The 21,582-nt window shown below is 63.6% G+C and carries 20 protein-coding genes and 1 tRNA gene; 11 read left to right on the top strand and 10 right to left on the bottom strand.

Features of this window, described 5'->3' with window-relative positions:
- Positions 1-40 precede the first annotated feature (40 nt).
- The 4 genes from sufT to sufC all read right to left on the bottom strand — a co-directional run bounded on the left by sufT (position 41) and on the right by sufC (position 4,298).
- Positions 41-589: a putative Fe-S cluster assembly protein SufT gene (gene sufT, locus MTHMO_RS10720; protein WP_202214766.1), complete on the bottom strand. Its 549-nt coding sequence runs from the start codon at positions 587-589 to the stop codon at positions 41-43.
- A gap of 144 nt (positions 590-733) precedes the next feature.
- Positions 734-2,029, bottom strand: coding sequence for a Fe-S cluster assembly protein SufD (gene sufD, locus MTHMO_RS10715; protein WP_202214765.1), 1,296 nt, complete (start codon positions 2,027-2,029; stop codon positions 734-736).
- 19 nt (positions 2,030-2,048) lie between these two features.
- Positions 2,049-3,473, bottom strand: a complete 1,425-nt coding sequence (sufB, locus tag MTHMO_RS10710) for a Fe-S cluster assembly protein SufB (protein ID WP_202214764.1) — start codon at positions 3,471-3,473, stop codon at positions 2,049-2,051.
- Between the two features lie 42 nt (positions 3,474-3,515).
- The gene (gene sufC / locus MTHMO_RS10705; protein WP_202214763.1) at positions 3,516-4,298 is read right to left on the bottom strand and encodes a Fe-S cluster assembly ATPase SufC; all 783 of its coding nucleotides are present in this window, start codon (positions 4,296-4,298) and stop codon (positions 3,516-3,518) included.
- 232 nt (positions 4,299-4,530) lie between these two features.
- Between sufC and MTHMO_RS10700 the strand changes: the two genes are divergently transcribed.
- Positions 4,531-4,605, top strand: a tRNA-Pro gene (locus MTHMO_RS10700).
- 17 nt (positions 4,606-4,622) lie between these two features.
- On the opposite strand, the gene MTHMO_RS10695 is transcribed toward MTHMO_RS10700, so the two are convergent.
- Together MTHMO_RS10695 and MTHMO_RS10690 are read right to left on the bottom strand one after the other, a co-directional pair.
- Positions 4,623-5,708 carry an ATPase, T2SS/T4P/T4SS family gene (locus MTHMO_RS10695; RefSeq protein WP_202214762.1) on the bottom strand — a complete coding sequence of 362 codons (1,086 nt, stop codon included), beginning with the start codon at positions 5,706-5,708 and terminating at the stop codon, positions 4,623-4,625.
- Positions 5,701-7,002, bottom strand: a complete 1,302-nt coding sequence (locus MTHMO_RS10690) for an ATPase, T2SS/T4P/T4SS family (protein ID WP_202214761.1) — start codon at positions 7,000-7,002, stop codon at positions 5,701-5,703. The genes MTHMO_RS10695 and MTHMO_RS10690 overlap by 8 nt, the downstream gene beginning before the upstream one ends.
- A gap of 136 nt (positions 7,003-7,138) precedes the next feature.
- Here MTHMO_RS10690 and hisB point away from each other — a divergent pair, with 136 nt between their 5' ends.
- Both hisB and MTHMO_RS10680 read left to right on the top strand, forming a co-directional pair.
- Positions 7,139-7,744: an imidazoleglycerol-phosphate dehydratase HisB gene (gene hisB, locus MTHMO_RS10685; RefSeq protein WP_202214760.1), complete on the top strand. Its 606-nt coding sequence runs from the start codon at positions 7,139-7,141 to the stop codon at positions 7,742-7,744.
- 24 nt (positions 7,745-7,768) lie between these two features.
- A complete protein-coding gene (locus tag MTHMO_RS10680; RefSeq protein WP_202214759.1) occupies positions 7,769-8,713 on the top strand; it encodes a dihydropteroate synthase in 945 nt (314 codons plus the stop codon).
- Here the strand turns inward: MTHMO_RS10680 and ilvB are convergent.
- Positions 8,649-10,475 carry a biosynthetic-type acetolactate synthase large subunit gene (gene ilvB, locus MTHMO_RS10675; protein WP_202214758.1) on the bottom strand — a complete coding sequence of 609 codons (1,827 nt, stop codon included), beginning with the start codon at positions 10,473-10,475 and terminating at the stop codon, positions 8,649-8,651. The two genes, MTHMO_RS10680 and ilvB, sit on opposite strands and share 65 nt — an antisense overlap.
- 173 nt (positions 10,476-10,648) lie before the next feature.
- Here ilvB and rplM point away from each other — a divergent pair, with 173 nt between their 5' ends.
- The 7 genes from rplM (at position 10,649) to argF (ending at position 16,990) form a co-directional block, all read left to right on the top strand.
- Positions 10,649-11,113 carry a 50S ribosomal protein L13 gene (rplM, locus tag MTHMO_RS10670; protein ID WP_237394907.1) on the top strand — a complete coding sequence of 155 codons (465 nt, stop codon included), beginning with the start codon at positions 10,649-10,651 and terminating at the stop codon, positions 11,111-11,113.
- The gene (gene rpsI / locus MTHMO_RS10665; protein WP_202214756.1) at positions 11,110-11,505 is read left to right on the top strand and encodes a 30S ribosomal protein S9; all 396 of its coding nucleotides are present in this window, start codon (positions 11,110-11,112) and stop codon (positions 11,503-11,505) included. Before rplM ends, rpsI begins: the two co-directional genes overlap by 4 nt.
- 67 nt (positions 11,506-11,572) lie before the next feature.
- Entirely contained in the window at positions 11,573-12,604 is a 1,032-nt protein-coding gene (argC, locus tag MTHMO_RS10660) for an N-acetyl-gamma-glutamyl-phosphate reductase (protein WP_202214755.1), read from the top strand.
- A complete protein-coding gene (gene argJ / locus MTHMO_RS10655; RefSeq protein ID WP_202214754.1) occupies positions 12,601-13,812 on the top strand; it encodes a bifunctional glutamate N-acetyltransferase/amino-acid acetyltransferase ArgJ in 1,212 nt (403 codons plus the stop codon). Before argC ends, argJ begins: the two co-directional genes overlap by 4 nt.
- A gap of 73 nt (positions 13,813-13,885) precedes the next feature.
- A complete protein-coding gene (argB, locus tag MTHMO_RS10650) occupies positions 13,886-14,752 on the top strand; it encodes an acetylglutamate kinase (protein ID WP_202214753.1) in 867 nt (288 codons plus the stop codon).
- A 43-nt stretch (positions 14,753-14,795) separates the two neighbouring features.
- Positions 14,796-16,064: an aspartate aminotransferase family protein gene (locus MTHMO_RS10645; protein WP_237394906.1), complete on the top strand. Its 1,269-nt coding sequence runs from the start codon at positions 14,796-14,798 to the stop codon at positions 16,062-16,064.
- Between the two features lie 23 nt (positions 16,065-16,087).
- Positions 16,088-16,990, top strand: a complete 903-nt coding sequence (gene argF, locus MTHMO_RS10640) for an ornithine carbamoyltransferase (protein WP_202214752.1) — start codon at positions 16,088-16,090, stop codon at positions 16,988-16,990.
- Between the two features lie 21 nt (positions 16,991-17,011).
- Here argF and MTHMO_RS10635 read toward each other — a convergent pair whose 3' ends face one another.
- Together MTHMO_RS10635 and MTHMO_RS10630 are read right to left on the bottom strand one after the other, a co-directional pair.
- A complete protein-coding gene (locus MTHMO_RS10635; RefSeq protein WP_202214751.1) occupies positions 17,012-17,614 on the bottom strand; it encodes a riboflavin synthase in 603 nt (200 codons plus the stop codon).
- 10 nt (positions 17,615-17,624) lie between these two features.
- Positions 17,625-18,359 carry an SDR family NAD(P)-dependent oxidoreductase gene (locus MTHMO_RS10630; RefSeq protein ID WP_202214750.1) on the bottom strand — a complete coding sequence of 245 codons (735 nt, stop codon included), beginning with the start codon at positions 18,357-18,359 and terminating at the stop codon, positions 17,625-17,627.
- Positions 18,360-18,403: 44 nt separating this feature from the next.
- On the opposite strand from MTHMO_RS10630, the gene MTHMO_RS10625 reads away from it, so the two are divergent.
- Positions 18,404-19,405, top strand: a complete 1,002-nt coding sequence (locus MTHMO_RS10625) for an L-histidine N(alpha)-methyltransferase (RefSeq protein WP_202214749.1) — start codon at positions 18,404-18,406, stop codon at positions 19,403-19,405.
- Here MTHMO_RS10625 and MTHMO_RS10620 read toward each other — a convergent pair.
- A complete protein-coding gene (locus MTHMO_RS10620) occupies positions 19,330-21,579 on the bottom strand; it encodes a ComEC family competence protein (protein ID WP_202214748.1) in 2,250 nt (749 codons plus the stop codon). The genes MTHMO_RS10625 and MTHMO_RS10620 overlap by 76 nt on opposite strands.
- Positions 21,580-21,582: the final 3 nt, after the last annotated feature.

The following is a 21,582-nucleotide window of genomic DNA, read 5'->3' as shown; positions in this document are numbered from 1 at the left end:
CCTGCGCGAATCGTAGCGCGGTTGGAAGGGACGGGCCGGATTACACGAGCCCGAGCTGCATCTTGCCCTGCTCGCTGATCATACTGGGATTCCAGGGCGGGTCCCAAACGAGTTCGACGCGGGCTTCCGTCACGTTCGGAATTTGGCGGATGCGCGATTCGGCATCCCGCGCGATCACTACGCCCATGCCGCAACCGGGAGCGGTGAGGGTCATTTTGACGACGACCGCAAAAGTTCCCTCCTCGCGAGGCAAAACCTGACAATCGTAGATCAATCCCAAATCGACGATGTTGACCGGGATCTCCGGGTCGAAGACCTGCCGGAGCTGGCTGTAAACCATTTCCTCGTCGACGTGCGCGCCCGGTGTCGGCTCGGATGATGAGCCGGTTGCAGGAGGGACTTGGCCGATCGCATCGGCATCCTTTGCGTCCAGCCGAACCAGACACCGAGAGTCATACAGGAGCGTATATGCACCTCCTAGCGACTGTGTGATCACGACCGGCCGATCTTTTTCCAACCGGATCGGCGCGCCGCTAGGGATCTGCACCGCGTCGACCGACCGAGTTAGGATGACCGTGTCTTGTGCCATAATTTCCCCTGTTTCTTCCGTTGCGCCTTGACCGGCGGCCAGCGTGTCGATCTCCGACGCTGCTACGCTATCTTCTCGACCGGCTGTGCGCAAGCCCCAAGAAAAAGGGCTCGGGATTGGCAACAGGCCGACCGCAGGATACGCCTACCGAAGGGATGTTTCCAGCTCCTCGAGCAGGGAACTCTTCGCTTGCTCGTCTTCTAGACGGTCAAAGACATCCGTTAAAAAACCGAGTGCGAAAAGCCGTTGAGCGGCGGCTAACGGAATCCCGCGTTGACGGCAGTAGAAGAGCTCCTCCGGATCAATTCGGCCGATCGTCGACCCGTGGGTGCAGCGAACGTCGTTGGCCATAATCTCCAAGCCGGGCAGCGAGTTGGCTTCGGCATCAGGACTCAGGATCAGATTTCGGTTGCTCTGATAGGCGTCGGTCCGTTGCGCCGCCGGATCGACATCGATCATACCGGCGAAGATCGTCCGGGAGGCGTCGTACAAGGCGCTTTTGTAGAGGAGGTCGCTCTTCGTGTCGGGCGCGGCATGTTCTTGTAAGGACCGTTGGTCGAATTCCTGCCGACCGCGGGCCAGGGTGGCCGAAAGCATGACGCTCCGGGCGCCGGGGCCGAGCAAACGGCTCCGGCTCTCGGTTCTAGTGTAGCTTCCCCCTTGATTGACCTGAAGGGTCGTGGCGCTCGCATCGCGGGAGAGGCGTACGTAGGCTAGGTCGAACGAGCAGACTCCCTCGGCCCAATTTCGATGGGTCAACAGATCGAGCTTGGCTCCCGGTCCCACGAAGATCTCCTGGACGGAGCAGGCAAAGCCGCCTCTAGGGTTGCTGGAAGCAAAGCGAAGGTCGACCCGGGCGCGAGCATTCTCTTGGAGGATGACCAGAACATGGGGGAAGCTCGCAGCCTGGGCCTCGGTCAGCCAAAAAGAGAGGTCGACCGGCTCCGCCAGCTCCACCCCGGCAGGCACGAAGAGGATGGCGCCCGCCGTGGAGCAGGCGCGATGGAGGGATTCGAGCTTTTCCGCTCCCAGGCCGACGCGCTCCCCAAAGAGGTGGGTGCGGACGAGATCCGGCTCCCGGGCCGCGGCTTCGAGGAGCGGAGCGAAGATGACCCCCTTGGCCCTGGCGTCGGGGGGCAGACCGCGCGAAAAAAGGAGAGCATCATTGGCGAAGAGCAACGCGGGCTCCTTGCGGCGGGAAAAATGCCCTTCGATCTCGGCGCGCGCTTTGCCGGAGACGGGAACGCCCGACGTGCAGCCGTTGAGGGCGATCTTGCTCAGGTCGCTGAAACGCCAGCGCTCATCCTTTCGGCTCGGCATGGGCAGCCGCTCATACTCGAGCCAAGCCGCATCTTGAATTTCTCTCCACCAGGCGGGAAGCGCAGCCAGCTTGGTTATCCCGTCCGGGGCTTCGGCGATCCATCGTTTTGGCAGCTCCACGTCTCCTCCGCGCCGTTGGTCAGCCTACAGAACCTTCCATCTCCAGATCGATGAGCCGCTTGAGCTCCACGCTGTATTCCATCGGAAACTCCCGAACGAGATCGTTGATGAAGCCATTGACGCTCAAGCTCATGGCTTCGGACTCCGGAAGTCCCCGCTGCTGCATGTAGAAGATCTGTTCGGCGCTGATCTTGCTGACGCTAGCTTCGTGTTGAACCGCACTCCGGTTCCCGCGGACCGTGATGGCCGGATAGGTGTCTGTGCGGGAAGTTGTGTTGATTAGAAGCGCGTCGCATTCGGTATTGTTCTTGCACCCCTTTAGGGAACTAGGGATCGTCACCTGGCCGCGGTAGCTCGAGCGTCCTTCGCCGATGCTGATGCTCTTGGCCACGATGTTGCTGGTCGTCTCGTCGGCGAGATGGATCATCTTCGCTCCGGTATCCTGATGCTGGCCGCTGTTGGCCAGCGCAATGCTCAGCACTTCCCCGCGCGCCCTGCGGCCGCGGAGAATAACGGCAGGATACTTCATGGTCAGACGGGAACCGATGTTGCAGTCGATCCAGCGGATCTCCGCGTTTTCCATGGCCATTCCTCTCTTGGTGACGAGATTGAAGACGTTCGGACTCCAATTTTGCACCGTGATGTACTGGATCTTGGCCCCGGGAAGCGCGACCAGCTCCACGACCGCGCTATGAAGAGTTGTCGAGTCGAAGCGCGGCGCGGTGCAGCCCTCCATGTAAGTCACCTCTGCCCCTTCGTCGGCGATGATCAGAGTGCGCTCGAACTGCCCGAAGCTTTCCGCATTGATCCGGAAGTAGGCTTGCAGCGGATGGCTCACCTTGACCCCGGGAGGGACATAGATGAAGCTTCCGCCGCTGAACACGGCGCTGTTAAGCGCGGCAAATTTGTTGTCTCCCGGCGGGATGACCTTGCCGAACCATTTGCGAAAGATTTCCGGGTATTCGTGGAGGCCTTCGGTGCTTCCGACGAAGATGACTCCTTGACTGCGAAGCGCCTCTTTCATGTTGGAATAGGCGGCTTCGCTGTCGAACTGCGCCTCGACTCCTGCCAAAAACTTGCGCTCTTGCTCCGGCACCCCGAGGCGTTCGAAGGTGCGCTTCATCTCCTCCGGAACCTCTTCCCATGACCGGCTCGGCCGCTGCGCATGGGCCAGATAGTATCGGATTTGCGAGAAGTCAATGGCCTCCAATTGCTTGCTAGCCCAATGGGTGGGCAAAGGCATCCGAAGAAAGATTTCCAATGCCCGCTTGCGGAAACCGCGGAGCCATTCCGGATCTCCTTTGGCCTCGCAGATGTAGTCGATCGTCCGCTCGGAAAGCCCGATCCCGGCGTCGTACGCATACTTTACATCGTAATGAAAGTCACCCACGCTGCGGTCGAGCGGGAGCAAGTCGGTGCCGGCCAGCGCTTGCTGTTGGCTCATGGTGCAATCTCCTTCTGATTTCATGTCTTTATTAACCTACGCCTAGGCTCCGGTCTGCGCCAGGGGAGATAGCTGCGGAGACCCGTATCGTTCCTCCAAGGCCGCATAGCCGTGGCGTTCCAGCTCCAAGGCCAGTTCGGGCCCGCCACTCTGGACGATTCGTCCGGCGACCATGACGTGGACAAAATCCGGCGCTATGTACCCGAGGAGCCGTTGATAGTGCGTGATGATCAAAAAGCCCACGTCGGGGCCGCGCAGGCGATTGACGCCATCAGCGACGACCTTAAGCGCATCGATGTCGAGGCCGCTGTCCGTCTCGTCCAGGATGCCGTAGCGGGGACGAAGCATGGCCATTTGCAGGATCTCCGCACGCTTCTTCTCGCCGCCCGAAAAACCGGCGTTCAAGGCACGCGAGCTGAACGAACGCGGAATCCCCAGAGCATCCATTTCGTGGTAGAGCTTTTGATAAAATTCAGTCACCGAAAGGGCCTTCCCTTCAGGGAGGCGTGCCTGGGCCGCCGCCCGCAGAAAGTTGGCGATGCTCACCCCCGGGATTTCGCAAGGATACTGAAAGGCGAGGAAAAGCCCCATCCGGGCGCGCTCATCGGGCTCCCGGTCGAGCAACGGAACGCCGTCTAAGGAGACGGTCCCCTGAGTCACCTCGTAATCGGGATGCCCGGCCAACACCTTGGCCAGCGTGCTCTTTCCCGAGCCGTTCGGGCCCATGATGGCATGAGTCTCTCCGGGCCGGATCTCGAGGGTGATGCCTCGAAGGATTTCCCGTTCGGCTATCCTAGCGTGCAGGTCGCGGATGTGGAGGCTCATGATTCCGACGTCGTTTCCCTTCCTTCTGTCCCCATGGAGCAAAAACCGTGCCGAGCTCGCATCTCCGGAACCCCTCTATCCTTGCCGGAGAAAATGCTACACTTTGTCCGGAGGTCAACATGCCAAAAAAGGCGGGTGGCGGCAATTTGTCTTTTTTTAGCCTGCGGCTAGGATAGTCGTCGGTTGGGAAGCGCCGTCGGGATCCCCCGAAGGGAGGCGGGGACAGGCAAACCGGAGTGTAGCTCAGCCTGGTCAGAGCGCTTGCTTTGGGAGCAAGAAGTCGCAGGTTCGAATCCTGCCACTCCGAGGGCGGGCGGCTGCCCCTTATTCTTTCGGCATGAGGCGGATCGTCGGATCCGCATCGAGCCGCTCCAGGAAGCGCTCCTTCTCCCGCGCGTGTCGAAAGGCCTCCTCGGGCTCGATGGTTCCCGATTGACAGAGCTCCCAGAGCGCGTCGTCGATGTGCTTGCTTCCGTCCAACCCGACTTGGACGAAGTCTTCCAGCGCGCCGATCGCTCCGTCACGAATCGCCGCTGCGACGGCCCGATGGACAGGAAGCGTTTCGTAGAGGACAGCGAACCCTTTTCCGTCGAGGCGCAGCGGAAGGGTTGTGGATACAACCAGCCGGAGGGTTGCCGCCAGACGTTCTGCGTCTCTGTCCTTTTGGCTTTGCTGCAGGGTGTGCACCAAGCTCGCGACCGCGGCCGAGGCTCCCTCAGCCTCATAGGTTGCGAGCACGAGCTTTCCGGATTCGGCCAAATCGAGGGCTGCGGCGATCGCCGCGGCCCCGCCCAACGAATCGATGGCCACCATATCCGCATCGCGGGCGAGCGGAGAGCCGAGAGCGGCCGCCATGGCGGAGGAGTCCCGCGGTGCCTGCCAACGATTGATCCAGCTTCGGCCGAACGGGTAGGAAAAGCGGGCGGGCTCTTCCTCGAGCGCGAGGATGCGCCAGGACCGTGTGTCGCCCAACCATGCGATCAGGCTTGCAAGCAAAGTCGTCTTTCCCCCGGCGACGCCTCCTGCGAGCAGGACCAGCCCGCGAAAGTCGCCCAAATGCCTGAGTGGGTGGGGAGCGGTACGTGGCTCGAAGGGGGGCGGAGAAAGAAGGGGGAAGAGAACCAAGCCCGCCGTCGGGCGCCCCGCGCAGAAGCGGCCGCGGAAGGCGATGCCGCCAGGTCCGGCGTGGAGGATCGTGGGGCCGCTCCCTGCGTGCTCGGCCTCGCGCCAACCTTCCCTTCCGGCGAGGGATTGGAGCCACCGCATCACTTGCTCGGAACAAACCGGGGGAAAGGGCAAGGGCGCCAGCCGCCCCTGTACCCGGACTGCAGGGGCTTCCCCTTCGTAAAGGTGGACGGCGGTGGCACCCCTGGCCAAGGCCGATGCGAGAATCTCGTCAAGATCATTCACGGGATGCGGGCGAGGTCGGCGCGTGCATCCTGGCTACCCATTGGGCCCGATGCCGGCAGCGCGCATAGGCCGCCTCCATCGTGACGCGGCCTTGCTGGAAAAGCCGCCATAGGGAGTCGTCGATAGGCTGGAAGTGTGCTCCTGCGCCCGCGCCGAGGACGCGCTGGATCCCCTCCGGCTCTACCGCTAGTAAGGCTGCGGCGGCCTCCGGGACGTTCTGAAAGATCTCGGTCGCTGCCACGCGCCCCTTCCCCGTCGCCGCGGGGACCAGCTCGAGGGCGACCACGGCCCGAAGGGTGCAGGCGAGCAAGGACCGGCTTGCCCGCCGGGGCATCTCGGTGCAGAGTGTCCGCAGCACCTCGGCGACCCCGCGAAGACCCAGCGTCGCCATCACCAGAGCGCCGCTGCGCGCCGTTTCCTCCACCAAGCGCGGGAGAGCGCACACCGCCAAGGGAGCGTCGAGAAGCAAGAGGTCCGGGTCCAACGAGAAGGCGGCGCGAAGCACTTTCCCGTCGTCTGCGCAGCGCTCGCAGTGCGCGATGCGGACCGTTCGAAAGCCATCTTCCTCCCAAGCGGGCTCCGGCGGATCCCCGAGAAGGACAGTGCGTCCGGGACGCGAACGGCGAACTTCCCGGGCGAGTGCCGCGAGGAGTGTCGACTTTCCTTGGCCGGGGCCGCCGGTGACGAGGATCAGTCCGGCACGGATCGCGACCAGGGTGCGCGCTTCTTTGATTCCGAGAGCGTCCAGTTCTAAAGAACAAGGAAAGGGTAGGCGAAAGCTAAGAAAATAGCCGGCGGCATCCCGGCCGACGGTGAGCCGAGTCCGATATCCTCCTCCGTCATAGGGGAGAGTAAGCCACCCGCGACGAACGACCGCTCGTCGCGCGCCTGCTGGGACGATCCGTTCGACGATTTCCTCGATCTGCCGGCCGGAGACCGCGCTCCACCCTTCGCCGAGGCTTCCCAGCAGCCCGTGGCGACGGCAAAGAGGGGGACGATCCGGCACCAGATGGAGATCCGAGCATTCCTGCCGGGCGGCTTCCCTTAGGCATAAATTCACGAAAGGTTCTTCGTACCGCTGCTGCTGTCGGCCCGCGTGTTCCCGCCGCAACCAATCCCTCTGGGCCGAATCAATGATTCCCTGCTCAAGGAGCAGATCCGCTGCGTCCGCCCCGGGGAGGGCGGCCAAGGCGGCGCGCAGCGCCGGAAGTCGGCTCTCCTCGAGCCAGCGACGGCCGACGGCGGCCGCGAGCACCCGCTCGTTCCGAACCGCTTCTTCTTCCGCGGGACCCATCCGGCCGCTTACCTTAGCGGAGCAGGGGACCGATTCCAAGGCCGCGCCGCAGGCGATTAGATCTGGACCGTGCTGCGCTCGCCCCGGGAAGGCATTGTTCTTTGCGAGGGAAAGCGGCTTCTGCTAAGGAATGGGCATGGCATCCCACCGCACGGCGAGCGTGGAGCGCTCGACGGAGGAGACCCAAATCTCTCTCTGGCTCGACCTGGATGGGTCCGGAAAGGGCGAAGCGGGGACGGGCATCCCCTTTTTCGACCATATGCTCGAGCTGTTCGCCCGCCACGGGCTGTTCGATCTCCAGGTGCGCGCGCGTGGCGACCGCGAGGTGGACTTCCATCATACCGTGGAGGATGTCGGCATCTGCCTCGGGCAGGCCCTGCGGGAAGCCCTCGGCGACAAGAAGGGGATTCGCCGCTACGGTTTCGCCTTGGTGCCGATGGACGAGGCGTTGGTGGAGGTAGCGATCGACGTGAGCGGCAGACCGTTTCTGGCGTTGCGGACCCCTGAGCTCCTCCCCCTCGCTCTGCTTCATGCAGGCACATTTCCCGCGCAGCTCCTTGAGGAATTCCTGCGTGCGCTGACGGTCCACGGAACGCTCACGCTCCATCTCGAGGTTCGCGCAGCCCGCGACCCGCACCACCTATTGGAAGCCTCCTTTAAGGGGCTCGCGCGGGCGCTGGCGATGAGTGTGGAACGAGACGGCCGCATCCTCGACATTCCGAGCACAAAGGGAGTCCTCTGACAGGGATCTGACCGAGGGTCGAAAGTGCTGACGTTGCGCTATCTCCACGAGCTGGCTGACCGATACGCCCCTCTGCTCGAGCGGCAACCGCGCGCGTTCGAGCTTCGGGGCCGGAACTTCGGAGACCGGGAGGCGTCCGCCTTCCCCCAGCTCATGGGGGTCATCAATCTCTCCCCCGATTCCTGGTATCGCGAAAGTGTGGCCCTCACGCCCGAGGCCGCCGTCCGGCGCGGGCAGCTCCTGGCCGATGCCGGAGCGGCGCTGCTGGACGTCGGGACGGAGTCGTCCCTCGACTACGCGGCCCGGGTGGGGCCCGAAGAGCAGATTCGCAAGTTGACACCGGTAGTAGAAGGCCTCGTCGCTCGGCAACTCTTGGTTTCAGTCGAAACCTATCACCCGCTGGTCGCGCGGGCCGCGCTTCGTGCGGGGGCGGCCGTGATCAACTTCACCGGCAGCGAGGGCTGGGAAGAGCTGCTTCCCCTCGTGGCGAAAGAGGATGCGGGTTTGATCCTTAATTTTGTGGAAGGAGCTCACGTGCGCGATCCCCGCGCGATCCGCCTCTCGGACGATCCGATCGGCGACCTGCTGCCCTACTTCGAAGAGCGCTGCCGCCTTGCGGAAAGAGCCGGGGTACGCAGGCTCTGGATCGATCCCGGCCTGGGCTTTTACTATCCGAACTTACAAGACGGAGCGGTGAGGATCCAGCGGCAGATGGAGATTTTCCTGGGGACCTTTCGCCTCCACCAGCTGGGCTATCCAGTGTGCCACGCGCTCCCGCACGCCTTTGAATGTTTCGAGGAAGAGGTCCGCTGCGCGGAGCCGTTTTTCGCGGTGCTCGCCTTGTTGGGCCAAACCGATCTTCTGCGCACCCATGAGGTCGCTCGCGTCATGGGGGTCGTCCGGGCTATGGGGCTCTTCCGCGCTCGCCGGCAGCCGGATCCTTGTCGTCCGGAAGGCTGTCCAGGATGATGTCGTGAACGGTCATCCCCGCGGGGATCATCGGCAAGACGTGTTCGGTATAGGGCACATGAACATCGACGACATAGGGGGTCTCGGCCGACAAGAGACGCTCGAGGGCGGGACGGAGCTCTTCGGGCTTGCGAACCTCCTCCGCGGGAACGCCGAAGCCCTCGCAGATCTTCCGGTAGCTCGGGTAATGGCGCCCCACGTTCCGCGGATCGCCCAGGAACGTGTGGGCGCGATTCCCGGAGAAGAAGCGATCCTCCCACTGCACGACCATGCCCAGATGCTGGTTGTTCAAGATGACCGCCTTCGCCGGAATGTTCTCCGTGACGGCGGTGGCGAGCTCCTGGATGTTCATCAAAAAGCTCCCGTCGCCGTCGATATCGATCACTTGGCGGTTCGGAAACGCCACCTTGGCTCCCAAGGCCGCGGGGAATCCGAAGCCCATGCTGCCCAGTCCTGAGGAGGAGAGAAAACTGCGGGGCCGGATGAATTGGTAGAACTGAGCCGCCCACATCTGGTGTTGTCCCACGCCCGTGGTAATAATCGCCTCGCCCTTCGTAAGACGGAAAAGCTCCTCGACCACTTGCTGCGGCAGTATGGCGCCGGGGACAGCGCGGTAGGAAAAGGGATAACGTGCCTTCCACTCGGCGATTTGCGCGTGCCAGGCCTTGTAAGGCTTTTGCGGGCGCCGCTCGGCCTCGAGCATAGCGTTGAGCCGTTCCAGGGCGTCCCGGACATCGCCGAGAATCGGCAGGTGCGCTCTCTTGTTCTTGTTGAGTTCGGAGCTGTCGACGTCCAGGTGGACGATCTTGGCGCGTTTCGCAAACTCATCCACGTTGCCGGTTACCCGGTCATCGAAGCGGACGCCCATGGCCAACAGAAGATCGCAGGCGTCGGCCGCGTAGTTGGCGTAGACCGTTCCGTGCATGCCCAGCCATCGGAGGGAAAGCTCGTGTGTTTCGGGGAAGCAGCCGAGTCCCATGAGGGTTGTCGTCACCGGGACATGGGTCGCTTCGGCAAAGCGGCGCAATGCATCGCACGCCTCGCCCGAGATGATCCCCCCCCCGACGTAGAGCAGGGGACGTTCCGCCGTTTTCAGAGCGAGCAGGATCGCTTCGAGCTCCGCGTCGGAAGCGCGGGGCACCGGTTTGCAGCCGCCGAAATTTCCCTCGGGGGGCTTCGGGCGGACGGGGGCTTGCTGAACGTCCTTGGGAATGTCCAGAAGAACGGGACCGGGTCTTCCCGTCCGCGCGAGCAGAACCGCCTCTCGGACGATTGCCGGGATGTCGTCCGCGGAAATGACCAGATAGCTGTGCTTGACGATCGGCAGGGTTATCCCGAAAACGTCGGTTTCCTGAAAAGCTCCGCGGCCGATCATCTCCCGCATCACCTGGCCGGTAATGGCAACGAGCGGCACGGAGTCCATATAGGCATCCGCGATCCCCGTCACGAGGTTCGTGGCGCCGGGACCGCTGGTCGCCATGCAGACGCCCACTTTCCCGCTGGCACGGGCATATCCCTCGGCCATGAAGGCCCCGCCCTGCTCGTGACGCGGCAAAATAGTCCGAATCTTTCGGGAGCGAGTGAGCGACTGGTGAAGGAGCATGCTCGCCCCGCCGGGATAGGCAAAAACGGTATCGATCCCCGCGTTTTCCAGCGCAGCGACCACGGCGTCGGCGCCGTTCTTGTAACCCCCTTCGGCCACCTCGGGCGAAAGCGCGAGGTCACCATCGGGCGGCCTGTTGACCAAGTCGATGCGGCTCATGATTCGTCGCGTCCAGGGCGGTCGGATCCTCCCGGCTTCCTTTACTCCTGGAGGCAAAAAGAAGGCTTAATTAATAAACCCGCAGCTGGCCTCGGTCGAGGCCGGACTTTGGAAAAATGCGGTCTCGCCTGGCCTTGACAAGGCATGCTCCACTCCCTAAGCTTTCCCTTCCCGTGAAAACCTTCAGTGCAAAACCCGCCGATGTTCGGCGCTCTTGGTATGTAATCGATGCGGCGGGGCAGCCGGTAGGCCGGGTGGCCGTGCAAGCGGCCGTCTTGCTCCGCGGTAAGCATAAGGCCCAATATACCCCCCATGTCGATACCGGCGACCACGTCGTGGTCATCAATGCGGCGCGGGCGATCTTCACCGGCAAGAAGGAGGGGACGAAGACCTTCATGCGGTACTCCGGGTTTATCGGTGGCCATCACTCCGAGACGGTTCAGCGGGTCCGGGAGAGGAAGCCGGAATTTTTGATCGAGCACGCCGTGAAGGGCATGATCCCGCACAACCGTTTGGGGAGAAGGATATTTCGGAAGCTTCACGTCTACGGAGGATCGGAACATCCCCACGAGGCCCAGCATCCGGTCGCCGTGCCCAAGCCCCTGAGAAGGTGCGAGAAGACAACGACTACGCTATGACGACGCAGAGCGAATGGAGGGCGACAGGGCGCCGGAAGACGGCGGTGGCTTCGGTGCGGCTGCATCCGGGGACAGGAACATTCCTGGTGAACCAGCGGTCGCTCGACGACTACTTTCCGGAGATCACCCAACGGCTGGCGGTCTACAAGCCGCTGGAGATCAGCGAAGCACTCAAGAAATTCGACTTCGAGGCGCGCGTCCGTGGCGGCGGCTTGTGCGGGCAAGCGGAAGCCTTGAGCTTGGCCCTAAGCCGGGCGCTGGTCCGCTGGCAGCCGGAGGTCCGCCCGAAGCTTAAGGGGGCATCCCTCCTCACCCGAGATCCACGGATGAAAGAGAGGAAGAAGTCGGGTCAACCGGGTGCCCGGAAGCGGTTTCAGTTCTCCAAGCGGTAGCGCGGTCCGCCGTCGCCGGCCGTACCTGGCGCAGCGCTCTACCCGCGATCGCGAAACGGATGGCATCATGGGTTCGTGTCGAGTCGGCGTGGTGGGTGCGGCGGGCTACGTGGGGGAGGAACTGGTGCGCCTCCTGTCTCGCCACCCGGGGATTTCTCTCACGCTTTTGACCTCCCGGATGCACCGGGGTAAACGGGCGGCCGAGGTAATCTCCGGGCTGCCCGATTCGGCCGGTGGACTCGTGTTCGAGGAGCCGGTAGCATCCCGGCTGAACGAGGCCGACGTGGTTTTCTTGGCGCTGCCCCATGGGGCGGCTGCTAAATATGCGATCGCGCTTCGGGAAGCGGGCAAGATTGTGATCGATCTGAGCGCGGACTTTCGCTTGCGCAATCCGCGCCATTACGAGATGGATTACGGTTGGGTGCACCCGGCACCCGCCCTTCTTTCGAAGGCGGTCTATGCGCTTCCGGAACTCCATCGGGAGGAGATCCGGAGGGCGGATCTGCTTGCGGTGCCGGGCTGTTATCCTACCAGCATTCTTCTGGCTCTCTACCCTGCCTTGGCCGCCGATTGGGTCGGCGAGGGCCACATCGTAGCCAGTTCTCTCAGCGGCACATCGGGGGCGGGCAAGAAGCCGGAGGTGGCGCTGCTCTTTAGCGAGATGAGCGAGAACGCCCGTCCTTACGGAGTGCCGAGGCACCGCCACATGGCCGAAATCGAGCAGGAGCTGGATCGGTTAGCGGGGCGGAAGGTCGAGCTTGTCTTCGTTCCCCATCTTATCCCTCTCTCCCGAGGCATTCTTTCGACGGTCGTCTGCCCGTTACGGAACGGCATCGGAGCGGCCGAGGCGCAGGCCCATTATCTTTCCCGCTACGCGGGCGATCCGTTCGTTCGCATCCTGCCGCCAGGGGCGTTTCCCGCGGTCCGCGACGTCGTGCGGACCAATCGCGCGGATCTCGCAGTCCAATGCGATGAGGCTAGACGCCGGCTATTCGTCTTCTGTGCGATCGACAACCTCGGGAAAGGGGCCGCCGGCCAAGCGGTGCAGGGGATGAATCTGCGGCTCGGGCTGCCCGAGGAGGAGGGCCTTTTGCCGTGAAGGAAGACATCGTCCTTGTGGAAGGGGGAGGTGTGACGACCCCGAGAGGATTTCTCGCTTCCGGGGTGGGCTGTGGGATCAAGCCGGGCGGGAAGAAGGATTTGTCGCTGATCTGCTCCGAGCGGGCCGGGCGGGTGGTGGGGTTCTTCACCCAGAACCGGTTGCCGGCGGCGCCGGTGGTGCTATCGCGGCGACACGCGGCGCTTGGGACTGGGCGGGCGGTCGTCATCAACTCCGGGAATGCCAATGCCTGCACCGGATCGGTAGGAATGGCCAATGCCGCCGAAATGGTTAACCGGGTGGCGTCGGGAATCGGCTGTCCTGCGGAGGAGGTCTTTGTCTGCTCCACGGGTCGCATCGGGGTCCCGCTTCCGATGGCGAAGGTGCGCAGGGGTATCGATATGGCTCTGGAGCGGTTGAGCCCGCAGGGCGGCAAGGATGCGGCGCTGGGAATTCTCACCACGGACACCTGCCCCAAGGAGATGGGGCTGCGGATCCACTTGGGTGAGCAGGAACTCTTCCTGGGCGGCATGGCAAAGGGTGCAGGAATGATCGAGCCGCGGCTGGCGACGATGCTCTGCATCGTCACCACTGATGCGGATATTGCGGGGGATGCCTTCGCCGTAGCCGCCCGTCGGGCGGTGGCCGAAAGCTTCAATCGGATCAGCATCGATGGCGATTGCTCGACGAACGACACGGTTCTGCTGTTCGCCAACGGTTTGGCGCGCAACCATACCCTGACTCTGGACAGCAGCGAGTTTCGGCTCTTCCAATCCGCCCTCTCCTTGCTCACGGGCCGGTTGGCGCGCATGATCGTGGAGGACGGCGAGGGAATCTCCAAAGTGGTCGAGGTCCTGGTGCAGGGTGCTTCCGACGAAGAGGATGCGGAAAGGGCGGCCCGGGCGGTGGCCCGTTCGCTTCTGGTGAAATGTTCCTGGCACGGAGAAGATCCGAATTGGGGGCGGATCCTCGCGGCGATCGGCTACTCGGGAGCGGCCGTGGAAGGGAACCGGGTGGATGTATTCTATAACGGGGTGCAGGCGGTGGCGGGCGGGGTGCGCGCCCGCACTCCGGCTCGCCTCGTGCGGGAGGCGATCCGCTCCCCGCAATTCACGATTCTTATCGATCTGGGGATCGGCTCGGGGCACTTCCGGCTCCTGACGACCGACCTCACGGAACGATACGTCCGCCTTAACAAGGGGGAGTAGACCAGCGCTTTTTCTTGTGGGAAGTGGACTGCCGCACTAGGGTAGTCGCGCCCGCCGCTCTGCGAGTGATTCCATGACACCTGCGGATAAGGCCAAGATTTTTCTGGAAGCGCTCCCGTACGTGCAGCGCTTTCGAGACGCCTCCTTTGTCGTCAAGTACGGTGGTGCCGTCATGGACGACACGGAACTGGTCCGGCAGACGCTTCGGGATCTGGTTCTGCTCGAGGCGGTCGGAATTCAAGTGGTGTTGATCCACGGTGGAGGGCCAGCGATCGGCAGGGCCTTGAAGGAAGCGGGCATTTCTTGGTCCTTCGTCGACGGGCTGCGGGTCACGGATGCGCCGACCATGCGGATTATCGAACGAGTCCTCGCAACGGAGGTGGGCCCCGCAATCGTGGAAATACTGGAGAGCCTGGGAGGAGCGGCGCGGCAAGTTCTCGGTCAAGAGGTGTTCACCGTAAAGCCGCTGGCAGCGACGGGTAGTTCCGAGGCGAAAAGGCCCTTGGGATTCGTAGGAGAACCCATTTCCGTAGACGGGCAAGCGATTCAATCGCTGATGGCCAAGCGCGTCATCCCGGTGGTCTCCCCCTTGGGACGAGGTGAAGACGGGCACTTGTACAACATCAACGCGGATACGGCGGCAGGCTTTCTGGCCGGGGCCTTGCGGGCCGAAAAGCTGGTCTATCTGACGGACGTCGACGGCGTACTGCGAGATCCGCAGGATCCCAAATCGACGATCTCTGTGTTGACTCCCAAGGACGTAGCCGTGCTCCGGGAACGTGGGGTCTTGCAAGGGGGGATGTTGCCTAAGATCGAATCGGCTTTGAGAGCGCTTCATTCGGGAGTCGGCAAAGTCCACCTCCTGGATGGGCGGATCCCTCATGCGCTGCTCCTGGAAGTATTCACCGACTCCGGGATCGGCACGGAATTGATCCTGTGAGGGGGCTGGTTGCGGCAGCGCATCTTCGGCCGGTTTTTGTCTCATGACCACTTCTAGATCCAACCAGGCTACGGAGGAGATCCTGGAGAGGTATCGGCGGTATCTGGTCCCTTCCTACGCCCGCTTCCCGGTCGCCTTCGCGCGAGGGAAAGGTTCCTATATTTGGGATGTCGAAGGTCGCCGCTACCTCGATTTTTGCGGCGGGATCGCCGTGAACGGCTTGGGCCATGCGAGCCCCGTCTTGGCTAAGGCCCTGGAAGAGGCGGCCGCGCGGTTGGTTCACTGTTCCAACCTCTACTATCACCGGGCGGGGGCGGAACTAGCTGAGATCCTCGTGCATTGGATCGGGCCGGGAAAGGTGTTTTTTTCGAACAGCGGAGCGGAAGCGAATGAATGCCTCTTCAAGCTCGCCAGGCGCTTCGGGGAAGCGCGGGGTGCCTTCGAAATCTTGACCGTAGAAGGTTCGTTCCATGGCCGAACGCTGGCGGCCATGGCGGCGACCGGGCAGGAGAAAGTGAGACGGGGATTCGGTCCCGCGGTCCCCGGGTTTCGGCATGTGCCCTTCCTCGACCTGGCGGAGATGGAGCGTTCGGTCGGGCCGGCGACGGCGGCCATTCTCGTCGAGCCGATCCAGGGCGAGGGCGGAGTGCGCGCGGCGACGGGGGCGTATCTACGGGGCTTGCGCCGGATCTGCGACCGGCACGGTCTCCTTCTCTTTTTCGATGAGGTACAAACCGGGGCCTTCCGTTCGGGCCGGTTTTTGGCCTTTCAGCGGCTCATGGAGGGTTGCGAAGAGGAGGCCGGCTTTCTGCCGGACGGGGTTGCCATGGCAAAAGGGCTGGCGGCAGGGTTCCCGATCGGGGCTACCTGGATCCGGGATCCGTATGGGGATCTGCTCGGGCCGGGTTCTCATGCATCGACCTTCGGCGGATCGCCGCTGGCCTGCACGGTTGCCGCTGCGGTTCTGCGCTACATGGAAGCGGAGGGACTGGGCCAGGAGATCCGGGAAAAGGGAGAGCGGCTCAGCAGGGAGGTGCAGGCGATGGCTTCTCCGGATCATGGATGGATCGAATCGGTTTCCGGGCTGGGAGGGCTGCTGGGAGTGCGCGTTCGGCGCAGCGCGCGTGCCGTGGCCGAAGATCTATTGGCTCGAGGATTTCTCGTCGCGCCTGCCGGGGATCGCGTGATCCGGCTTCTCCCCCCACTCAATGTCTCCTCCGAGGAGATCTCGGAGGCGATCGCGATCCTCCGTGCTGCCAACGAAGCGGAGGCTCAGCGGGGGGAGAACGAGGGTTATGGGCCACCCGCGTAGTATGACCCGTTTGCAACCAGATCATGGCCTCTTCCGTTGATCCCCGGCATTTCCTATCCGTTACGGATATCGATGAAACGGAGGCACGCGCTCTTTTCGAGCGAGTGAAGCTCGAGAAGCGGAGCCGGGGAAGGGTCGGCGACCTGCCGTTGCAAGGCAAAGTGTGGGCGCTTCTCTTCCGGAAACCGTCCACTCGGACCCGCGTCTCCTTCGAGATCGCTATCCGGCAGCTGGGCGGTTCCGCGATCTTTCTGAGTGCCGCCGAGCTGCAGCTGAGCCGGGGGGAACCCATGGACGACACGGCGCGGGTGTTGGGTCGGATGGTCGATGGTGCCGTGATCCGTACCTTTGCTCAGGCGGAGCTTGAGGCCTTTGCGCGTTCGGGTGGGATACCCACGGTGAACGCGCTGACCGATCAGGAGCATCCCTGCCAGGTGCTGGCGGATATCTTTACCTTCGAGGAGAAACGGGGCCCGCTCGCAGGCAAGACGGTCGCCTTCCTGGGAGATGGTTCCTGCAATGTGGCTCGGTCGTGGGCGCTGGCGGCACCGATTTTCCGGTTTCACCTCCGCATAGGTGCTCCGCGTGACTATTTCTGCGACGTGGAGAACGCGTGGGTCGTGCAGACCGAATCTTCCGAGGAGGCGGCCCGCGGGGCGGACCTGCTCTACACGGATGTCTGGATTTCCATGGGGAAAGAAGAAGAAGGCGTTCTTCGGGAAAGAGCCTTTGCGCCTTATCAGCTCAATCGCCGGCTTGTGGAGCGGGCGAATCCCGGCGCGTTGGTGCTTCACTGCTTGCCCGCGTACCGGGGAAAGGAGATCGAGGGAGGACTCTTCGACGAGAGGGCTCAAGATATCTTCGATCAGGCGGAAAATCGTCTCCACGTCCAAAAGGAGCTTCTTCGCTGGCTGACGAGTCGGTAGCCGGCACGGCCCCGAACGGGCTCAAGCGCCTGCGGAGAGCGGCCTTCCCCTCTGGGCGGCGACATAGCGGGCGAGGATATCCACCTCGATGTTGAGAAGATCGCCTGGCCGCTTGGTCCGAAGGTTGGTCGCCTGCCAGGTGAAGGGCGTAATCCAGACCGAGAACCGGTCTTCCCTGGCGGAGCCGACAGTCAGGCTGATGCCGTCGACGGCCACACTCCCCTTGGGCACGATCAGCGCCTCCCATGGCGCGGGGCGTTCCAGCCAGAGCTCATGCTCGGAGCCCCGGTCGTGAATCTCCAGGAGGCGCGACAATCCATCAACGTGCCCGGTTACGAAATGGCCGTTGATCCGGGAGCCGACCGCAACCGGACGTTCCAAATTTACCAGATCCTCCTTGGCCAAGAGGCCGATATTGGATCGCTTCCGCGTCTCCTCGAGCGTGTCGAACCGTAGGAGCCCCCCTTGGCGGGCCGTCACCGTCAGACAACAGCCGTTGACCGCCACGCTATCTCCCGGGCGGAGCCCCTCGGCGAGCGCTCCGGCGTCGATCCAGAGTGCGGGATGATCGGCTGTCGGGGGTTCCTCGACGCGCCCCACGGATTCGACGATGCCGGTGAACATAAGAGAGCGCCTATCGCAGATTCCATCCGCCGCTGACCACGATATGGGAGCCGGTCACGTAGCCGCTTTTCTCGTCGATGAGGAACCGGATGGCGGTCCAGAGATCCTCATGAGTGCCGAAGCGGCCCGCGGGGATCTTGGAGAGCGGGGGGAGGTTGACGCTTTCGGCGAGGTATCCGGGAGAGACGACGTTTACGGTAAGCCCGTGGCGGGCCTCTTCGCGGGCAAAGGAGCGGGAGAGCAGGTAGACACCGATCTTTCCGATGTGATATCCCAGGGCCATCTCGCGCGCGCCAAGCCGGTCGCAAGCCGAGTCGCCGATGTTCACGATTCGTCCCGCCCCGGATGATCGGAGCAACGGGAGCGCGGCCAGAGTCGTAAAGAGCGTCGCCGTCGCGGTGGTCTGCCAGCCGAGCTGCCAGTCTTCTTCCCGAGTTTGGAGGAGCCCGACCGGAGGATAGACTCCGGAGTTGTTGATCAAGAGGCGCAAGGAGCCGAAGCGCTTTTTCACGGCTTCGAGCAGAGATTCCGCTTCGGCTTGGCGGACGAGGTCGGCTTGAAATGCCTCGGCATCGCCGCCTTCGGCCCGTAGTTCCTCGACAACCTCGCAAGCGCCCTCCCGGCTGGAATGGTAGTGGACGGCGACCGACCATCCATCCCGGCCGAGTTTGCGGGCCAGATAGGCCCCGAGCCCACGTCCGGCTCCGGTGACAAGCGCCACTTTTTTGCGTTGCGGTGGTTCCATTCTCCTGCGCAGCTTCTTATAAAGAGAAAAAGCGGAAAAGGGCCATGAAAAACGGGTTCACCGGTATTGAGGTCGCCGAGTCGCATCTGCCGTCGGCTTGGATGGCCGCGAAGCGCTCTTCCCTGGAGAACGGGGAAATTGCTCCTGCTTTTCACTACGCGACGGCACGCCAGGCCAATCTCTGGATAGCCCTCTTCCGCCGCTATTCTCCTTTTGCCGGGAGCGAGGGGAGAGAATTCTACCGGCGAGCGGCGCGAGAGGCGGTCGCACTTCTCGCGGAAGGGCCGGGCCAGCTGATCTCCTTGGGTTGTGGGACCGGGGAGAAGGACCTGGTCGTCTACACGGAGCTGCGGGCTCGATCGTGGAAGCCGGATTGGATCTGCGTCGACGGAAGTCTTTCCCTCTTGCTCGAAGCGGGAAGGGTCAGCCGCGGCGGCGGAGGGGGAGCCCGCCTTGTCTTGGCCGACGTCCTTCTGCCGGACCTGCTCGAGCGGATCGGACGCGGCGAGGGAGAGCCGCGGCTGGTTACCGCATTCGGCTTGCTTCCCAACCTCTCTGCGGAAAGCTTTTTGCGAGCGCTGCGTGCGCAGCTTTTTCCTCGGGACCTACTCCTGTTGGGGACCAACCTCGTTCCGGTTGCGGCGGAGCGTGCGCCAGGCTATCGGGAATCGGCGGCGCGGATCCTGACGCAATACGCGAACCGCCCGACGCGTCTCTGGTTGACCGAGCTCCTCCGCGATTGGGGAATCAGCGATCTGGTGGAGGACTACCGCATGAGGATGGTCGAGGGGAAGGGATGTATCCGGTATGAGGCAACGGTTCGTTGGAAAAGGAGCCGAGAGGTGCCCTTGGAAGACGGCTCATCGGTACGGGTCGGGGGCGGGGAGAACCTCCGGCTCTTCTCGAGCTGCCGGTTCGCCCGGGAAGAGCTGGACCGGCTTCTGCGTGCGAGCCGTTTCGACCCCCTCTGCTACTGGACGACTCCTTCCGGAGAGGAGGGGATTTGGTTGGCGGCCCCGTCGCCTTGTGGAGCGGCAGCGGGATAGAAGACGGGCCTTCCTCGATACGGACGAAAGGCAACATGGCGAGGGTAGAGGCGGACCTCGACGGCGGAGTTTCCCAGGCTACGCACAATTACCGGAGGGTGTGGTGAGCCGTCCTCAGCGAGCCAGGCTCCGTCCGGTCTGAGGATGAGGCGCAGGCGTTGCGCGGGCCTATCCGCGCGCGGCGTCAGGGAGAGATCCATCATCGCCGGGGGAATCTCTCCTCTGGAGGGCGAAACACCGAGAACCAGAACGGGGTAGCCGGTCGCCGCGATCAGCAAGACCGGGCGAGGAGTCACCCAATATCGGGTCGGGTAGGAATCGAATCCGGGCTCCAGGCGGAGAGACCCCGTCGGATGGAGCTGCTCGAAGGGGGCGAGGGGCGGGTCGGTGCCCCACGGCCTTCGCGGGGCAGCCAGCCAGGTCTCCCCCTCTTGTCGAAGCTCTCCGTCGAGCCAGTTCCACCCGTAGAAGCGGCGGATCGGCTCGACTCGGGCGAGGCAGACGCTTCTTTGGCTTTCACAAACCAGAAAGACCTTGCCTTCGGAGCGGATGAGGCAAGCCGACCCCAGGGGGATGGCGGGGAAGAAAAGCTGGAGGGCGGAGGACCGGGAGAGAAGCGCGCGGGGATCCGGGGCGGCGATGCCGGCGGCAGGCAGGTGGGATGCGAAAGAGACCGTGGCGAGGAGCAGATGGGCAAAAAGCCAGTTCGCGTTGTTGAGGAGCACGGCGAAGAGCGGACAGAGGCTACCGAGGGAGAGAGAAAGAACGCCCACAGTCATGATGAGCTCGGCCAGCGGCACGATGAGCAGGTTGGCGAAGGGGCCAATGAGGCTGACGAAATGGAAATGGAGGATCTCGAAAGGGAGGGCGCCCATGGATGCCGCGAGAGACGAGGCCAGGAGGAGGGCTGCTCCTCCGCCCAAGGCTTCGATCAGGCGCGCCCGCCGGGGAAGAAGGGTGCGCGGGATGAACGGATCCGGTCGGAAGGGGGCTGACATCCATGCGGCGAGGGGCGGCCCGAGCAGTAGGAGAGCCAGGACGACTCCAAAGGAGAGTTGGAGGCTCACGTCCCGGACGGAGAGGGGATCGAGGCCGAGGAAAAGGAGAAGGGCGGCCGCCCAAAGGTTCAAGAGCCGGATGGGCCGGCGGACGAGCCATGCCACCAGGACGAGGGCGGAGAGGAAGGCCGCTCGTGCCGCGCTGGCCGAACCGCCGGAGAGAAGCGCATAGAAGGCGACGACGGGCAAGAGAGCACAACCCCATCTCCATCGGGAGATTCTTCCTGCCTCGTACAGAGCCAGACCTACGGCCAGGACGGCCGTGACGTTCTGGCCACTCACGGCGAAGACGTGATAGGCGCCGGCGAGGCGAAACTCTTCTTCGGTTTTTGCGGGCAATCCCCCGGTTTGGCCGTAGATCATTCCGGAAAGGAGAGCGACGGCTTGGGGGTCGCTTTCGATGCCCGCCTGCAGGAGGCGCCGAGCCCAACGCCGCGCTGCGGCGATGCTCCGACCGGTCCAACTGCCGGTGTCCAGGGGCACGATGTCGCGCCAAGAGGCCGGCAAGCGGTAGGCGATGCGATGGACCGACAGGATCTCCCGCCAATCCGGCTCTCCGGGGTTGCGCGGTGCACCGGGACGCCTGAGCCCTCCGCGGACGGAAAGGCGCTGTCCTAGGACGATCCGGGCGCCGGGACCGGAGCGAACTTCGAGAAGCACTCGGCCGGAAGCGGGGCGCCAGGCTCCGGAGAGCCATGCTCGGCGTATGCCGAGAATCGCCGTCGCAGCGGGGGAGCCTTCCCGTTCCTTTTCGAGGGGCACGCTTTGGATCGTCCCCTCCCAGCGGCAGTCGGGTTGGAACTTGGAGCGAGGGAGGCGGCGAAGGTCGTCGGCGGGGCGCCATCCTTTGTGGAAGGCAGCGCTGCCGACGCCGAGAAAGAGGACTATCCCGAGAAAAGAGAGGAGGGAGCCCGTCTCTCGCCGGGAGCGAAGCCAGAGAACGCCCAGGAGGAAGACCATCGCGAGGGCCGGCCAGAAAAGAGCAGGGGAGCCGAAGCCCCAGGTGCATCCGCCGGCGAAGGTGAGCGCGGGCAGGAAAAGCGGGGCGCGGATGGCCGGCGTGGGACGATTCGGGCATTGCGGGATGGGGGATAGGGGAGGGCGGTTGTCTCGCATCGC

The sequence above is a fragment of the Methylacidimicrobium sp. AP8 genome (assembly GCF_903064525.1).
Classification (GTDB): domain Bacteria; phylum Verrucomicrobiota; class Verrucomicrobiia; order Methylacidiphilales; family Methylacidiphilaceae; genus Methylacidimicrobium.
The sequence above is the reverse complement of the archived record's forward strand: the minus strand, read 5'-3'. Positions and strand labels throughout refer to the sequence as shown.

Coding starts and splice junctions, on each gene's coding strand:
- sufT (WP_202214766.1), bottom strand. CDS start 589: ATGGCACAAGACACGGTCATCCTAACTCGGTCGGTCGACGCGGTGCAG.
- argB (WP_202214753.1), top strand. CDS start 13,886: ATGACACCTGCGGATAAGGCCAAGATTTTTCTGGAAGCGCTCCCGTAC.
- argC (WP_202214755.1), top strand. CDS start 11,573: ATGGGTTCGTGTCGAGTCGGCGTGGTGGGTGCGGCGGGCTACGTGGGG.
- sufB (WP_202214764.1), bottom strand. CDS start 3,473: ATGAGCCAACAGCAAGCGCTGGCCGGCACCGACTTGCTCCCGCTCGAC.
- MTHMO_RS10620 (WP_202214748.1), bottom strand. CDS start 21,579: ATGCGAGACAACCGCCCTCCCCTATCCCCCATCCCGCAATGCCCGAAT.
- MTHMO_RS10630 (WP_202214750.1), bottom strand. CDS start 18,359: ATGGAACCACCGCAACGCAAAAAAGTGGCGCTTGTCACCGGAGCCGGA.
- argF (WP_202214752.1), top strand. CDS start 16,088: ATGGCCTCTTCCGTTGATCCCCGGCATTTCCTATCCGTTACGGATATC.
- hisB (WP_202214760.1), top strand. CDS start 7,139: ATGGCATCCCACCGCACGGCGAGCGTGGAGCGCTCGACGGAGGAGACC.
- ilvB (WP_202214758.1), bottom strand. CDS start 10,475: ATGAGCCGCATCGACTTGGTCAACAGGCCGCCCGATGGTGACCTCGCG.
- MTHMO_RS10625 (WP_202214749.1), top strand. CDS start 18,404: ATGAAAAACGGGTTCACCGGTATTGAGGTCGCCGAGTCGCATCTGCCG.
- MTHMO_RS10645 (WP_237394906.1), top strand. CDS start 14,796: ATGACCACTTCTAGATCCAACCAGGCTACGGAGGAGATCCTGGAGAGG.
- MTHMO_RS10635 (WP_202214751.1), bottom strand. CDS start 17,614: ATGTTCACCGGCATCGTCGAATCCGTGGGGCGCGTCGAGGAACCCCCG.
- MTHMO_RS10690 (WP_202214761.1), bottom strand. CDS start 7,002: ATGGGTCCCGCGGAAGAAGAAGCGGTTCGGAACGAGCGGGTGCTCGCG.
- rpsI (WP_202214756.1), top strand. CDS start 11,110: ATGACGACGCAGAGCGAATGGAGGGCGACAGGGCGCCGGAAGACGGCG.
- sufC (WP_202214763.1), bottom strand. CDS start 4,298: ATGAGCCTCCACATCCGCGACCTGCACGCTAGGATAGCCGAACGGGAA.